Genomic DNA, 15,636 nt, shown 5'->3' on the forward strand with positions numbered 1-15,636 from the left:
AAGATGGTCTGCGTTTCGCTATCCGTGAAGGCGGTCGTACCGTCGGCGCTGGCGTCGTAGCCAAAGTCATCGAGTAAGTTCTTGATATATCTTCATCGGGCCGGCATAATGGTCGGCCTGATTTTGTTTTTAGGTCAGTAGCTCAATTGGCAGAGCGACGGTCTCCAAAACCGTAGGTTGGGGGTTCGATTCCCTCCTGACCTGCCAGATTCACTCGGTGTTTCTGGCTTTCTTTTCACAGGATCTTCATAGATGACTCCTAAAGCTGAAGCTCAAGGCTCTCGCTTCGACCTGCTCAAGTGGCTTGTAGTAGTTGCTTTGGTGGTCGTTGGCGTTGTCGGTAATCAGTATTACTCCGCTTCGCCGATCCTGTACCGCGTACTCGCTTTGCTTGCTATCGCTGCTGTAGCTGCCTTTGTAGGCCTGCAGACTGCCAAGGGCAAGTCTTTCTTTGTACTGGTTAAGGAAGCTCGCACCGAGATTCGTAAAGTCGTATGGCCAACTCGCCAAGAAACCACGCAGACCACGTTGATCGTAGTGGCTGTTGTTCTGGTTATGGCGTTGCTGTTGTGGGGGCTTGACTCCCTGCTCGGCTGGCTCGTTTCCTTGATTGTTGGCTAAGGGTGTCCCGTGGCTAAGCGTTGGTACGTTGTGCATGCTTACTCGGGTTACGAGAAGCATGTAATGCGTTCGTTGATCGAGCGCGTAAAGCTGGCTGGCATGGAAGATGGCTTTGGTGAAATTCTGGTTCCCACTGAAGAAGTGGTTGAGATGCGTAATGGCCAGAAACGCAAAAGCGAGCGCAAGTTCTTCCCAGGTTATGTGCTGGTTCAGATGGATATGAATGAGGGTACTTGGCACTTGGTCAAGGATACTCCTCGGGTGATGGGTTTTATCGGTGGTACTGCCGACAAGCCTGCGCCAATCACGGACAAAGAGGCAGAAGCCATTCTGCGTCGTGTTGCTGATGGTAGTGACAAGCCTAAGCCTAAGACTCTGTTCGAGCCGGGTGAGGTTGTTCGTGTTACCGATGGTCCGTTCGCTGACTTTAACGGCACCGTCGAAGAAGTTAACTACGAAAAGAGCCGGATCCAAGTGGCTGTGCTCATTTTCGGTCGCTCTACTCCGGTAGAGCTGGAGTTCAGTCAGGTCGAAAAGGCATAGCTGAACGAGAATCCCATACCCCGCAGCCCAAGGCTGTGGGGTTTTGTCGTCACTGGGATAAACGCGCAAGTAACCGGGGAGCCTTTCCAGGCGTTTGAACCCGTAATTGGAGTGCCTCATGGCTAAGAAGATTACTGCTTACATCAAGCTGCAAGTGAAGGCCGCACAGGCCAACCCAAGTCCACCCGTCGGTCCAGCACTGGGTCAGCACGGCGTGAACATCATGGAATTCTGCAAGGCCTTCAACGCCCGTACCCAGGGTCTTGAGCCAGGTCTGCCGACTCCTGTGATCATCACTGTTTACAGTGACCGCAGCTTCACTTTCGAAACTAAGAGCACCCCTGCTTCGGTTCTGCTGAAGAAAGCTGCTGGCCTGACCAGCGGTTCCGCTCGTCCGAACACCGTTAAGGTTGGCACCGTTACCCGTGCTCAGCTGGAAGAAATCGCGAAAACCAAAAACGCGGATCTGACTGCAGCTGATATGGATGCAGCCGTGCGTACTATCGCCGGTTCTGCTCGTAGCATGGGCCTTAACGTGGAGGGTGTGTAATGGCTAAGCTGACCAAGCGCCAAAAGGCTATCGCCGGCAAGATTGAAGCGGGCAAGGCCTACAGCTTCGTAGACGCAGCTGCTCTCCTGACCGAGCTGTCGACCGTCAAGTTCAGCGAGTCTGTTGACGTCGCTGTAAACTTGGGCGTTGATCCACGTAAATCCGACCAGGTTGTTCGCAGCGCTACCGTGCTGCCACACGGCACTGGCAAGACTGTACGTGTAGCTGTGTTCACCCAAGGCCCAGCTGCTGAAGCTGCCCTGGCTGCCGGCGCTGATCGCGTAGGCATGGACGACCTGGCTGCCGAAATGAAAGGCGGCGACCTGAACTATGACGTAGTTATTGCTTCCCCGGATGCAATGCGCGTTGTAGGTCAGCTGGGCCAGATCCTCGGTCCACGTGGTCTGATGCCTAACCCTAAGGTTGGTACCGTAACTCCAGACGTAGCTGGCGCTGTTAAAAACGCCAAGGCTGGTCAGGTTCGTTATCGCACCGACAAAAACGGCATTATCCATACCTCCGTTGGCAAGGTCGGCTTCGACGCCGTCAAGCTGAAGGAAAACGTTGAAGCCCTGATCGCTGACCTGAAGCGTATCAAGCCAGCTTCCTCGAAAGGTATCTACGTCAAGCGAGTTACCCTGAGCACCACCATGGGCCCAGGTCTGGTCATCGACCAAGGCTCGCTGGACGTATAAGACACAGGTTGGCGCAAGAGATTGCGCCAATTGAAAGATTGGGGTCCCTGCCTGGCGGGGGCTATCCAAGACCGTAGGCGACGCAAGTCTTAAACCACAAGCCTACGCAGATGGTGCTCCCGGTTCCTTACCGAATCAGACACCAAAACGACATCCGACCTCGGTTGGATGAAACGGTAACAAGCAGGAGTTAAACCCGTGGCAATTAAACTCGAAGACAAGAAGGCCATCGTCGCTGAAGTCAACGAGGCTGCCAAAGGCGCTCTGTCCGCTGTCGTGGCTGATGCCCGTGGTGTGACAGTAGGCGCTATGACCGGACTCCGTAAAGAGGCCCGCGAAGCTGGCGTGTATGTACGTGTCGTACGTAACACCCTGCTCAAGCGCGCTGTTGAAGGCACTCAATATGACGTGCTCAACGACGCGTTCGTCGGCCCTACCCTGATTGCATTCTCCAAGGAACATCCGGGCGCTGCTGCTCGTATTTTCAAAGAGTTCGCAAAGGGTCAGGAAAAGTTCGAGATCAAGGCAGCTGCGTTCGAGGGCAAGTACCTCGCAGCAAACGAGATCGACGTGTTGGCTTCGCTGCCAACTCGCGACGAAGCTATTGCGAAGCTGATGAGCGTGATCCAAGGCGCTACCAGCAAGCTGGCTCGTACTCTGGCGGCCATTCGCGACCAGAAAGAAGCTGCTGCTGCCTAAGGCACTGCAAGCCCTTTCAAAATCATATGTTTAATTTGATGGCTGCGTAGGCTGTCACCCCAATACAGGAATTTATAGTCATGTCTCTGACTAACGAGCAAATCATCGAAGCAATCGGCCAGAAAACCGTTCTGGAAGTTGTTGAGCTGATCAAAGCAATGGAAGAAACCTTCGGCGTTACCGCTGCTGTTGCCGCTGCTGGTCCAGCTGCTGCCGCCGCTGTTGTTGAAGAGCAAACTGAATTCAACGTCATGCTGACCGAAGCTGGCGAGAAGAAAGTTAACGTGATCAAGGCTGTACGTGAACTGACCGGTCTGGGCCTGAAAGAAGCCAAGGCTGTAGTTGACGGTGCTCCTGCCATGGTTCTGGAAGGCGTTGCTAAAGAAGCCGCTGACAAAGCCAAAGCAGCTCTGGAAGAAGCAGGCGCTAAAGTCGAGCTGAAGTAAGCATCGACTTTGTGTCTCCAGCCCAAGCGTTAAGCTGAGGCTGATGGCTGGTGGCTCTTGCCACCGGCCTTTTTCCGTTATTGGCAGCCGACTGGGTTGGTGTCTCTAACGTGCTGTAACCACCCTGTGCGGTGGAGCAAACCAAAGGGTTTGCACGATTTTCTGGCTGCTCCCGTCGGGAGGGGCCAAATAAGCAGGTGACCAAGCTGGGGAACGCTGATGGCTTACTCATATACTGAGAAAAAACGTATCCGCAAGGACTTTAGCAAGTTGCCGGACGTCATGGATGTGCCGTACCTCCTGGCCATCCAGCTGGATTCGTATCGTGAATTCTTGCAAGCGGGAGCGACTAAAGATCAGTTCCGCGACGTGGGCCTGCATGCGGCCTTCAAATCCGTTTTCCCGATCATCAGCTACTCCGGCAATGCTGCGTTGGAGTATGTCGGTTATCGCTTGGGCGAACCGGCATTTGATGTCAAAGAATGCGTGCTGCGCGGTGTAACTTACGCCGTACCTTTGCGGGTAAAAGTTCGTCTGATCATTTTCGACAAAGAATCGTCGAACAAAGCGATCAAGGACATCAAAGAGCAAGAAGTCTACATGGGTGAAATCCCCCTGATGACTGAGAACGGTACCTTCGTAATCAACGGTACCGAGCGTGTAATCGTTTCCCAGCTGCACCGTTCCCCTGGCGTATTCTTCGACCACGACCGTGGCAAGACGCACAGCTCCGGTAAGCTGCTGTACTCCGCGCGTATCATTCCTTACCGCGGTTCCTGGTTGGACTTCGAGTTCGACCCGAAAGACTGCGTGTTCGTGCGTATCGACCGTCGTCGCAAGCTTCCTGCATCGGTACTGCTGCGTGCGCTGGGCTACACCACTGAAGAAGTGCTGGATGCTTTCTACACCACCAACGTATTCCATGTGCGCGGCGAAAGCCTGAGCCTGGAGCTGGTGCCTCAGCGCCTGCGCGGTGAAATTGCAGTCCTCGATATTCAGGATGACAAAGGCAAGGTTATTGTCGAGCAGGGTCGTCGTATTACCGCTCGTCACATCAACCAGCTGGAAAAAGCCGGGATCAAAGAGCTGGAAGTGCCTCTGGACTACGTCCTGGGTCGTACTACCGCCAAGGTCATCGTGCATCCGGCCACTGGCGAAATCCTGGCAGAGTGCAACACTGAGCTGAACACCGAGATCCTGGCGAAGATCGCCAAGGCTCAGGTCGTGCGTATCGAAACGCTGTACACCAACGATATCGATTGCGGTCCGTTCGTTTCCGACACTCTGAAGATCGACTCCACCACCAACCAGCTGGAAGCGTTGGTCGAGATCTATCGCATGATGCGTCCTGGCGAGCCTCCAACCAAGGATGCGGCCGAGACCCTGTTCAACAACCTGTTCTTCAGCCCTGAGCGCTATGACCTGTCTGCGGTCGGCCGGATGAAGTTCAACCGTCGTATCGGTCGTACCGAGATCGAAGGTTCGGGCGTGTTGTGCAAGGAAGACATCGTTGCTGTTCTGAAGACACTGGTCGACATCCGTAACGGCAAAGGCATCGTCGATGACATCGACCACCTGGGTAACCGTCGTGTTCGCTGCGTAGGCGAAATGGCCGAGAACCAGTTCCGCGTTGGCCTGGTGCGTGTTGAGCGTGCGGTCAAAGAGCGTCTGTCGATGGCTGAAAGCGAAGGCCTGATGCCGCAAGACCTGATCAATGCCAAGCCTGTGGCTGCGGCGGTGAAAGAGTTCTTCGGTTCCAGCCAGCTGTCCCAGTTCATGGACCAGAACAACCCGCTGTCCGAGATCACCCACAAGCGTCGTGTCTCCGCACTCGGCCCGGGCGGTCTGACCCGTGAGCGCGCAGGCTTCGAAGTTCGTGACGTACACCCGACTCACTATGGTCGTGTATGTCCGATTGAAACGCCGGAAGGGCCGAACATCGGTCTGATCAACTCCTTGGCGGCCTATGCTCGCACCAACCAGTACGGTTTCCTCGAGAGCCCGTACCGTGTGGTGAAAGAAGGTCTGGTGACCGACGAGATCGTGTTCCTGTCCGCTATCGAAGAGGCCGATCACGTGATCGCCCAGGCTTCGGCGACCATGAACGATAAAGGTCAGCTGATCGATGAGCTGGTAGCTGTTCGTCACTTGAACGAATTCACCGTCAAGGCGCCGGAAGACGTCACCTTGATGGACGTTTCGCCGAAGCAGGTAGTTTCGGTTGCGGCGTCGCTGATTCCGTTCCTCGAGCACGACGACGCCAACCGTGCGTTGATGGGTTCGAACATGCAGCGTCAGGCTGTACCAACCCTGCGTGCCGACAAGCCGCTGGTAGGTACCGGCATGGAGCGTAACGTTGCCCGTGACTCCGGCGTTTGCGTCGTGGCTCGTCGTGGCGGCGTGATCGACTCGGTTGACGCCAGCCGTATCGTGGTTCGTGTTGCAGATGACGAAGTTGAACCAGGCGAAGCCGGTGTCGACATCTACAACCTGACCAAATACACCCGCTCCAACCAGAACACCTGCATCAACCAGCGTCCGCTGGTGAGCAAGGGCGATCGGGTTCAGCGTAGCGACATCATGGCCGACGGTCCGTCCACCGACATGGGTGAGCTGGCTCTGGGTCAGAACATGCGCATCGCGTTCATGGCATGGAACGGCTTCAACTTCGAAGACTCCATCTGCCTGTCCGAGCGCGTGGTTCAGGAAGACCGCTTCACCACGATCCACATCCAGGAACTGACCTGTGTGGCCCGTGACACCAAGCTTGGCCCAGAGGAAATCACTGCAGACATCCCGAACGTGGGCGAGGCTGCACTGAACAAGCTGGACGAAGCCGGTATCGTTTATGTGGGTGCTGAAGTTGGCGCAGGCGACATCCTGGTCGGTAAGGTCACTCCGAAAGGCGAGACCCAGCTGACTCCGGAAGAGAAACTGCTGCGTGCAATCTTCGGTGAAAAAGCCAGTGACGTTAAAGACACTTCCCTGCGTGTGCCTACCGGTACCAAGGGTACTGTCATCGACGTACAGGTCTTCACTCGCGACGGCGTGGAGCGTGACGCTCGTGCCCTGTCGATCGAGAAGAGCCAGCTCGACGAGATCCGTAAGGATCTGAACGAAGAGTTCCGTATCGTTGAAGGCGCCACTTTCGAGCGTCTGCGTTCCGCTCTGGTCGGCCACAAGGCCGAAGGCGGCGCCGGTCTGAAGAAAGGTCAGGAAATCACCGACGAAGTACTCGACGGTCTTGAGCATGGTCAGTGGTTCAAACTGCGCATGGCTGAAGATGCTCTGAACGAGCAGCTCGAGAAGGCCCAGGCCTACATCGTTGATCGCCGCCGTCTGCTGGACGACAAGTTCGAAGACAAGAAGCGCAAACTGCAGCAGGGCGATGACCTGGCTCCAGGCGTGCTGAAAATCGTCAAGGTTTACCTGGCAATCCGCCGCCGCATCCAGCCGGGCGACAAGATGGCCGGTCGTCACGGTAACAAGGGTGTGGTCTCCGTGATCATGCCGGTTGAAGACATGCCGCACGATGCCAACGGCACCCCGGTCGACGTCGTCCTCAACCCGTTGGGCGTACCTTCGCGTATGAACGTTGGTCAGATTCTCGAAACCCACCTGGGCCTTGCGGCCAAAGGTCTGGGCGAGAAGATCAACCGCATGGTCGAAGAGCAGCGCAAGGTTGCGGAACTGCGTAAGTTCCTGGACGAGATCTACAACCAAATCGGCGGTCGTAATGAAGATCTGGATAGCTTCTCCGATCAGGAAATCCTGGATCTGGCGAAGAACCTGCGCGGCGGCGTGCCGATGGCCACTCCGGTGTTCGACGGTGCCAAGGAAAGCGAAATCAAGGCCATGCTGAAACTGGCGGACCTGCCAGAAAGCGGCCAGATGCAGCTGACCGACGGCCGTACCGGCAACAAGTTCGAGCGCCCGGTTACTGTTGGCTACATGTACATGCTGAAGCTGAACCACTTGGTAGACGACAAGATGCACGCTCGTTCTACCGGTTCGTACAGCCTGGTTACCCAGCAGCCGCTGGGTGGTAAGGCGCAGTTCGGTGGTCAGCGTTTCGGGGAGATGGAGGTCTGGGCACTGGAAGCATACGGTGCTGCATACACTCTGCAAGAAATGCTCACAGTGAAGTCGGACGATGTGAACGGTCGGACCAAGATGTACAAAAACATCGTGGACGGCGATCACCGTATGGAGCCGGGCATGCCCGAGTCCTTCAACGTGTTGATCAAAGAAATTCGTTCCCTCGGCATCGATATCGATCTGGAAACCGAATAACACGTGACGCGAATCGAGAGCGGGGCAGGATTGCCCGCTCTCTGCTCCGCCAGGAGGAAAGGCCTTGAAAGACCTACTGAATTTGCTGAAAAACCAGGGTCAAGTCGAAGAGTTCGACGCCATCCGTATCGGATTGGCCTCGCCTGAGATGATCCGTTCGTGGTCGTTCGGTGAAGTTAAAAAGCCGGAAACCATCAACTACCGTACGTTCAAGCCTGAGCGTGACGGCCTGTTCTGCGCCAAGATCTTTGGCCCGGTAAAGGATTACGAGTGCCTGTGCGGTAAGTACAAGCGCTTGAAGCATCGTGGCGTGATCTGCGAGAAGTGCGGCGTTGAAGTTGCACTGGCCAAGGTTCGTCGTGAGCGCATGGCGCACATCGAACTGGCTTCGCCGGTTGCCCACATCTGGTTCCTGAAATCGCTGCCGTCCCGTATCGGCCTGCTGATGGACATGACCCTGCGTGATATCGAGCGCGTTCTCTACTTCGAGAGCTACGTCGTTATCGACCCGGGCATGACCACCCTGGAAAAAGGTCAGCTGCTGAACGACGAGCAGTATTTCGAAGCGCTGGAAGAGTTCGGTGACGACTTCGACGCCCGCATGGGTGCCGAGGCTGTCCGCGAGCTGCTGCACGCTATCGACCTGGAACACGAGATTGGCCGTCTGCGCGAAGAGATTCCGCAAACCAACTCGGAAACCAAGATCAAGAAGCTGTCCAAGCGTCTGAAGTTGATGGAAGCCTTCCAGGGTTCCGGCAACCTGCCAGAGTGGATGGTGCTGACCGTTCTGCCGGTTCTGCCGCCAGATCTGCGTCCACTGGTCCCGCTGGATGGCGGTCGTTTCGCGACTTCCGACCTCAACGATCTGTATCGTCGAGTGATCAACCGTAACAACCGTTTGAAGCGCCTGCTGGATCTGTCCGCTCCGGACATCATCGTGCGCAACGAAAAGCGTATGTTGCAGGAAGCCGTCGACGCATTGCTCGACAACGGTCGTCGTGGTCGCGCTATCACCGGTTCCAACAAGCGTCCTCTGAAATCCCTGGCCGACATGATCAAGGGTAAGCAAGGTCGTTTCCGTCAGAACTTGCTCGGTAAGCGTGTTGACTACTCCGGTCGTTCGGTAATTACCGTAGGCCCGACCCTGCGTCTGCACCAGTGCGGTCTGCCTAAGAAAATGGCTCTCGAGCTGTTCAAACCGTTCATTTTCGGCAAGTTGGAAATGCGTGGCCTGGCCACCACCATCAAAGCCGCGAAGAAAATGGTCGAGCGCGAGCTGCCAGAGGTCTGGGACGTTCTCGCCGAAGTGATTCGCGAACACCCAGTGCTCCTCAACCGTGCACCGACCCTTCACCGTCTGGGTATCCAGGCGTTTGAGCCAGTACTGATCGAAGGTAAGGCTATCCAGCTGCACCCTCTGGTCTGTGCTGCGTACAACGCCGACTTCGACGGCGACCAAATGGCCGTGCACGTACCGCTGACACTGGAAGCCCAGCTGGAAGCGCGTGCGTTGATGATGTCGACCAACAACATCCTGTCGCCAGCCAACGGTGAGCCAATCATCGTTCCGTCGCAGGACGTTGTATTGGGTCTGTACTACATGACTCGTGAAGCGATCAACGCCAAGGGCGAAGGTCGTGTGTTCGCTGATCTGCAGGAAGTTGACCGTGTATTCCGTGCCGGCGAAGCCGCACTGCATGCCAAGGTCAAGGTGCGGATCACCGAAACCGTCAATGACCGTGATGGCGGCAGCGTGACCAACACTCGTATCGTCGACACCACTGTCGGCCGTGCGCTGTTGTTCCAGGTTGTGCCAAAAGGGCTGTCGTACGACGTCGTCAACCTGCCGATGAAGAAAAAGGCGATCTCCAAGCTGATCAACCAGTGCTACCGCGTGGTTGGTCTGAAAGAGACTGTGATCTTCGCTGACCAGTTGATGTACACCGGTTTTGCCTACTCGACCATTTCCGGCGTTTCCATCGGTGTTAACGACTTCGTTATCCCGGATGAAAAAGCCCGCATCATCGGTGCTGCCACCGACGAAGTGAAAGAGATCGAGAGCCAGTACGCCTCCGGCCTGGTAACCCAGGGCGAGAAGTACAACAAAGTGATCGACCTTTGGTCGAAAGCGAACGACGAAGTCTCCAAGGCGATGATGGCCAACCTCTCGAAAGAGAAAGTCATCGACCGTCACGGCGACGAAGTCGAGCAAGAATCCTTCAACTCGATGTACATGATGGCCGACTCGGGTGCGCGGGGTTCCGCAGCACAGATTCGTCAGCTGGCCGGTATGCGTGGTCTGATGGCCAAGCCGGACGGTTCCATCATCGAAACGCCGATTACTGCGAACTTCCGTGAAGGTCTGAGCGTACTCCAGTACTTCATCTCGACTCACGGTGCTCGTAAAGGTCTGGCGGATACCGCGTTGAAAACTGCGAACTCCGGTTACCTGACTCGTCGTCTGGTGGACGTGGCGCAGGATCTGGTTGTAACCGAGATCGACTGTGGCACCGAACATGGCCTGGTAATGACTCCGCACATTGAAGGCGGCGACGTTGTAGAGCCGTTGGGTGAGCGCGTGTTGGGTCGTGTTATTGCCCGTGACGTATTCAAGCCAGGTACCGAGGACGTCATCGTTCCTGCCGGCACTCTGGTCGACGAGAAGTGGGTCGAGTTCATCGAGCTGAACAGCATCGACGAAGTGATCGTGCGTTCGCCGATCAGTTGCGAAACCCGCTACGGCATTTGCGCCAAGTGCTACGGCCGCGACTTGGCTCGTGGTCATCAGGTGAACATCGGTGAAGCTGTCGGCGTTATCGCTGCTCAGTCCATCGGTGAGCCGGGTACCCAGCTGACGATGCGTACGTTCCACATCGGTGGTGCGGCAAGCCGGACCTCCGCGGCCGACAGCGTTCAGGTGAAGAACGGCGGTACCGTCCGTCTGCATAACCTGAAGCACGTTGAGCGAGTGGATGGTCACCTGGTTGCTGTGTCCCGTTCCGGCGAGCTGGCGATCGCTGACGACTTCGGTCGTGAGCGTGAGCGTTACAAGCTGCCGTACGGTGCTGTGATTTCGGTTAAAGAAGGTGACAAGGTCGACGCTGGCTCTATCGTGGCCAAGTGGGATCCGCACACTCACCCGATCGTTACCGAAATGAAAGGTACCGTGACCTACGTGGGCATGGAAGAAGGCATCACGATCAAGCGTCAGACTGACGAATTGACCGGTATGACCAACATTGAAGTACTTGACGCGAAAGATCGTCCAGCTGCCGGTAAAGACATTCGTCCTGCCGTGAAGATGGTCGACGACAACGGCAAGGATCTGTTGCTGCCAGGCACTGACGTAATTGCTCAGTACTTCCTGCCAGCCAACGCCCTGGTCGGTGTAGCGGACGGCGCGAAGATCGCGATCGGTGATGTTATCGCTCGTATCCCGCAAGAAACTTCGAAGACCCGTGACATCACCGGTGGTCTGCCGCGTGTTGCCGACCTGTTCGAAGCTCGTCGTCCGAAAGAAGCCTCGATCCTGGCTGAAGTCAGCGGCACCATCGCGTTCGGTAAAGAGACCAAGGGCAAGCGCCGTCTGGTCATTACCCCGAACGACGGTAGCGATCCGTACGAAGAGCTGATTCCGAAGTGGCGTCACCTGAACGTCTTCGAAGGCGAACAGGTAAACCGCGGCGAAGTTATCTCCGACGGTCCAAGCGATCCACACGACATCCTGCGTCTGCTGGGTGTAAGTGCGCTGGCCAAGTACATCGTGAACGAGATCCAGGACGTTTACCGCCTGCAGGGCGTGAAGATCAACGATAAGCACATCGAGACCATTCTGCGTCAGATGCTGCGTAAGGTTGAGATCGCTGAATCCGGCGATTCCAGCTTCATCAAGGGCGACCAGATGGAACTGACTCACGTACTGGTAGAGAACGAGCGTCTGAACACCGAAGACAAGTTTGTCGCCAAGTTCACCCGCGTTTTGCTGGGTATCACCAAGGCGTCGCTGTCGACCGAATCGTTCATCTCGGCGGCCTCTTTCCAAGAGACCACTCGCGTACTGACCGAAGCGGCGGTAACCGGCAAGCGCGATTACCTGCGCGGCCTGAAAGAAAACGTGGTCGTGGGTCGCCTGATCCCGGCTGGTACTGGCCTGGCCTATCACAGTGAGCGTAAGCGTCGCCGTGATGCAGACAAGCCTCTGCGCGTAAGCGCAAGTGAAGTTGAAGCTGCACTGACCGAAGCGCTGAACTCCAGCGGTAACTGAGGTCTGCAGTAGATTGAGATAGGGCCCTGGCTTTTCCGCTCACGAATCAAGACGATTTTGTCGGGGTTCGCTGATAGGGGAGGCCGGGGCCTTGCCTTGACTGGGGACAAGATCCTCTTTAGACTCTTGTACCCCTAAATTTGGTGGGGCTTGCGCCCTGCCATTTTGTTTATGTCGAAAGACAACAGTGGAGCTAGTAGATGGCAACTATCAACCAGCTGGTACGTCAGCCGCGTAAGCGTATCGTCGAGAAATCCGACGTGCCTGCGCTGCAGAACTGCCCGCAACGTCGTGGCGTGTGCACTCGCGTGTATACCACTACGCCGAAAAAACCTAACTCGGCACTGCGTAAAGTATGCCGTGTGCGCCTGACCAACGGTTTCGAGGTTTCCTCGTACATCGGTGGTGAAGGCCACAACCTGCAAGAGCACAGCGTGGTACTGATCCGCGGCGGTCGTGTAAAAGACTTGCCAGGTGTTCGTTACCACACCGTTCGCGGCTCCCTGGATACCTCCGGCGTTAAAGGTCGTAACCAAGGTCGTTCGAAGTACGGTACCAAGCGTCCGAAGTAATCGGTCGTTTTGCAGTTAATTATTTTATTGAGTCGATAAGAGTAAGGTCGGGCACGAGTCCTTTGGATCAACTGTCCCGAGCTAACCTGAAGACCGTTTGAGGGCTTATCATGCCAAGACGTCGCGTAGCAGCCAAACGTGAGATTCTGGACGATCCGAAATACGGAAGCCAGATCCTCGCCAAGTTCATGAACCACGTAATGGAAAGCGGCAAGAAAGCCGTTGCCGAGCGTATCGTTTATGGCGCGCTGGAAAAAGTTAAAGAACGCAAGAACAGCGATCCCCTGGAAATCTTCGAGAAAGCTCTCGACGCCATCGCTCCGCTGGTCGAAGTGAAGTCGCGCCGTGTTGGCGGTGCTACTTACCAGGTTCCGGTCGAAGTTCGTCCGTCCCGTCGTAACGCTCTGGCAATGCGCTGGTTGGTAGACTTCGCCCGTAAGCGCGGCGAGAAGTCTATGGCTCTGCGCTTGGCTGGCGAACTGCTGGATGCTGCCGAAGGCAAGGGTGCTGCAGTTAAGAAGCGTGAAGACGTACACCGTATGGCTGAAGCCAACAAGGCTTTCTCGCACTACCGCTTCTAATATCGGCATCATTCATTTTGCGAGGGCTTTATGGCTCGTACTACAGCAATCAACCGCTACCGTAACATTGGTATCTGTGCCCACGTTGACGCGGGCAAGACTACCACTACCGAGCGGATCCTGTTCTACACAGGTCTCAGCCACAAGATGGGTGAGGTGCATGACGGCGCTGCTACCACCGACTGGATGGTGCAGGAGCAGGAGCGTGGTATCACCATTACCTCTGCTGCTGTAACTACCTTCTGGAAAGGTTCGCGCGGCCAATACGATAACTATCGTGTAAACGTTATCGATACCCCGGGCCACGTAGACTTCACCATTGAAGTAGAGCGTTCGCTGCGCGTACTCGACGGCGCGGTCGTTGTGTTCTGCGGTACTTCCGGTGTTGAGCCTCAGTCCGAAACCGTATGGCGTCAAGCCAACAAATACGGCGTTCCACGTGTTGTTTACGTGAACAAGATGGACCGTGCCGGTGCCAACTTCCTGCGCGTTGTTGCTCAGATCAAAAACCGTCTGGGTCACACTCCGGTTCCAGTTCAACTGGCTATCGGTGCGGAAGATAACTTCGAAGGTCAGATCGATCTGATCAAGATGAAGGCTATCTACTGGAACGACGACGACAAGGGTACTACCTATCGCGAGGAAGAAATTCCTGCCGATATGCTGGACCTGGCTAACGAGTGGCGCTCCAACATGGTTGAAGCTGCTGCCGAAGCCAGCGAAGAGCTGATGAACAAGTACCTTGAAGAAGGTGAGTTGACTGTCGAAGAGATCAAGGCAGGCCTGCGCGCGCGCACCCTGGCCAGCGAGATCGTTCCGGCTGTCTGCGGTTCCTCGTTCAAGAACAAGGGCGTTCCGCTGGTTCTCGATGCTGTCATCGACTACCTGCCTGCTCCGACCGAGATCCCTGCAATCCAGGGTATCCATCCGGACAACATCGACGACGAAAACGCTCCGAAAATCGAGCGTCACGCCGACGATAGCGAGCCGTTCTCGGCTCTGGCGTTCAAGATTGCTACTGACCCGTTCGTGGGTACCCTGACTTTCGTGCGCGTTTACTCGGGCATGCTGCAGTCTGGCGACTCCGTAATCAACTCGGTCAAGGGCAAGAAAGAGCGCGTTGGTCGTATGGTGCAGATGCACGCCAACCAGCGTGAAGAAATCAAGGAAGTGCTCGCGGGCGACATCGCTGCGCTGATCGGCATGAAGGACGTCACCACTGGTGACACCCTGTGTGATGCTGCCAGCCCGGTTATCCTCGAGCGTATGGACTTCCCTGAGCCGGTGATTTCGGTGGCTGTTGAGCCGAAAACCAAGCAAGACCAGGAGAAGATGGGTATTGCACTGGGCAAGCTGGCTCAGGAAGACCCGTCGTTCCGCGTCAAGACTGACGAAGAAACTGGTCAGACCATCATCTCGGGTATGGGTGAGCTTCACCTGGACATCCTCGTTGACCGCATGAAGCGCGAGTTCAACGTCGAAGCCAACATCGGTAAGCCGCAAGTTTCCTACCGCGAGAAGATCACCGTCGGCTGTGAAGTTGAAGGTAAGTTCGTTCGTCAATCCGGCGGTCGTGGCCAGTTCGGTCATTGCTGGATCCGTTTTGCTCCGGCAGACGTCGACGAAAAAGGCAATATCACTGAAGGTCTGGTGTTTGCCAACGAGGTCGTTGGTGGTGTGGTTCCGAAGGAATACATCCCGGCAATCCAGAAGGGTATCGAAGAGCAGATGAAGAACGGCGTTGTCGCCGGCTATCCGCTGATCGGCCTGAAGGCTACCGTGTTTGATGGTTCTTACCACGACGTCGACTCTAACGAGATGGCGTTTAAGGTAGCGGCCTCCATGGCGACCAAGCAGCTGCGTGAGAAGGGCAAGGGCGTAGTTCTTGAGCCGATCATGAAGGTTGAAGTAGTAACCCCTGAGGACTACATGGGTGACGTGATGGGTGACCTGAACCGTCGTCGTGGTCTGATCCAGGGTATGGAAGACTCGGTCTCTGGCAAGGTTATCCGTGCTGAAGTGCCGCTGGGTGAAATGTTCGGTTATGCGACCGACGTTCGTTCCATGTCCCAGGGTCGCGCGAGCTACTCTATGGAGTTCTCCAAGTACGCCGAAGCTCCGTCGAATATCGTCGAAGCACTCGTTAAAAAACAAGGCTAATCCAGCCCTTTAGGCAAGAGGTTCACTGTCGTGGCTAAAGAAAAATTTGAACGTAACAAACCGCACGTCAACGTTGGCACCATCGGTCACGTTGACCACGGTAAAACTACTCTGACCGCTGCACTGACTCGTGTTTGCTCCGAGGTTTTCGGTTCGGCTCGTGTTGACTTCGACAAGATCGACAGCGCCCCGGAAGAAAAGGCTCGTGGTAT

The 15,636-nt window shown here is 55.9% G+C and carries 13 protein-coding genes and 1 tRNA gene; all 14 read left to right on the top strand.

Annotated elements, in window-relative coordinates; translation table 11 throughout:
* Nucleotides 1–77, top strand: a 77-nt coding sequence (locus AC07Y9_RS31725; RefSeq protein WP_494990235.1) for an EF-Tu C-terminal domain-related protein, incomplete at its 5' end; no start/stop codon positions are given.
* A gap of 54 nt (nucleotides 78–131) precedes the next feature.
* A tRNA-Trp gene (locus AC07Y9_RS31730) sits at nucleotides 132–207 on the top strand.
* 45 nt (nucleotides 208–252) lie between these two features.
* Nucleotides 253–621, top strand: coding sequence for a preprotein translocase subunit SecE (gene secE, locus AC07Y9_RS31735; protein WP_009045851.1), 369 nt, complete (start codon nucleotides 253–255; stop codon nucleotides 619–621).
* A gap of 9 nt (nucleotides 622–630) precedes the next feature.
* A complete protein-coding gene (gene nusG / locus AC07Y9_RS31740; protein WP_002555501.1) occupies nucleotides 631–1,164 on the top strand; it encodes a transcription termination/antitermination protein NusG in 534 nt (177 codons plus the stop codon).
* Nucleotides 1,165–1,282: 118 nt separating this feature from the next.
* Nucleotides 1,283–1,714, top strand: coding sequence for a 50S ribosomal protein L11 (gene rplK, locus AC07Y9_RS31745; protein WP_003176435.1), 432 nt, complete (start codon nucleotides 1,283–1,285; stop codon nucleotides 1,712–1,714).
* Complete coding sequence (gene rplA / locus AC07Y9_RS31750) at nucleotides 1,714–2,409, top strand: 50S ribosomal protein L1 (RefSeq protein WP_007925952.1); 696 nt, start codon at nucleotides 1,714–1,716, stop codon at nucleotides 2,407–2,409. Before rplK ends, rplA begins: the two co-directional genes overlap by 1 nt.
* A 198-nt stretch (nucleotides 2,410–2,607) precedes the next feature.
* Nucleotides 2,608–3,108 (top strand): 50S ribosomal protein L10, encoded by a 501-nt coding sequence (gene rplJ / locus AC07Y9_RS31755; protein WP_007925954.1) that lies wholly within the window; start codon nucleotides 2,608–2,610, stop codon nucleotides 3,106–3,108.
* Between the two features lie 80 nt (nucleotides 3,109–3,188).
* Nucleotides 3,189–3,554, top strand: a complete 366-nt coding sequence (rplL, locus tag AC07Y9_RS31760) for a 50S ribosomal protein L7/L12 (RefSeq protein WP_007925956.1) — start codon at nucleotides 3,189–3,191, stop codon at nucleotides 3,552–3,554.
* A 219-nt stretch (nucleotides 3,555–3,773) separates the two neighbouring features.
* Nucleotides 3,774–7,847, top strand: a complete 4,074-nt coding sequence (rpoB, locus tag AC07Y9_RS31765; protein WP_007925957.1) for a DNA-directed RNA polymerase subunit beta — start codon at nucleotides 3,774–3,776, stop codon at nucleotides 7,845–7,847.
* Between the two features lie 64 nt (nucleotides 7,848–7,911).
* Nucleotides 7,912–12,111, top strand: a complete 4,200-nt coding sequence (gene rpoC, locus AC07Y9_RS31770; RefSeq protein WP_007925958.1) for a DNA-directed RNA polymerase subunit beta' — start codon at nucleotides 7,912–7,914, stop codon at nucleotides 12,109–12,111.
* Nucleotides 12,112–12,311: 200 nt separating this feature from the next.
* On the top strand, nucleotides 12,312–12,683 hold the full coding sequence (gene rpsL / locus AC07Y9_RS31775) for a 30S ribosomal protein S12 (protein ID WP_003186084.1): 372 nt from the start codon (nucleotides 12,312–12,314) through the stop codon (nucleotides 12,681–12,683).
* Nucleotides 12,684–12,793: 110 nt separating this feature from the next.
* Entirely contained in the window at nucleotides 12,794–13,264 is a 471-nt protein-coding gene (rpsG, locus tag AC07Y9_RS31780; protein WP_007925959.1) for a 30S ribosomal protein S7, read from the top strand.
* A 30-nt stretch (nucleotides 13,265–13,294) separates the two neighbouring features.
* On the top strand, nucleotides 13,295–15,424 hold the full coding sequence (fusA, locus tag AC07Y9_RS31785) for an elongation factor G (RefSeq protein WP_102681223.1): 2,130 nt from the start codon (nucleotides 13,295–13,297) through the stop codon (nucleotides 15,422–15,424).
* Between the two features lie 30 nt (nucleotides 15,425–15,454).
* Nucleotides 15,455–15,636 (top strand): GTP-binding protein (locus AC07Y9_RS31790; RefSeq protein WP_239690444.1); only part of this gene is annotated, 182 nt, incomplete at its 3' end.

The organism is Pseudomonas sp. GW456-L12 (assembly GCF_059424045.1).

Coding starts and splice junctions, on each gene's coding strand:
- rplA (WP_007925952.1), top strand. CDS start 1,714: ATGGCTAAGCTGACCAAGCGCCAAAAGGCTATCGCCGGCAAGATTGAA.
- rpsL (WP_003186084.1), top strand. CDS start 12,312: ATGGCAACTATCAACCAGCTGGTACGTCAGCCGCGTAAGCGTATCGTC.
- rpsG (WP_007925959.1), top strand. CDS start 12,794: ATGCCAAGACGTCGCGTAGCAGCCAAACGTGAGATTCTGGACGATCCG.
- fusA (WP_102681223.1), top strand. CDS start 13,295: ATGGCTCGTACTACAGCAATCAACCGCTACCGTAACATTGGTATCTGT.
- rplL (WP_007925956.1), top strand. CDS start 3,189: ATGTCTCTGACTAACGAGCAAATCATCGAAGCAATCGGCCAGAAAACC.
- secE (WP_009045851.1), top strand. CDS start 253: ATGACTCCTAAAGCTGAAGCTCAAGGCTCTCGCTTCGACCTGCTCAAG.
- rpoB (WP_007925957.1), top strand. CDS start 3,774: ATGGCTTACTCATATACTGAGAAAAAACGTATCCGCAAGGACTTTAGC.
- rplK (WP_003176435.1), top strand. CDS start 1,283: ATGGCTAAGAAGATTACTGCTTACATCAAGCTGCAAGTGAAGGCCGCA.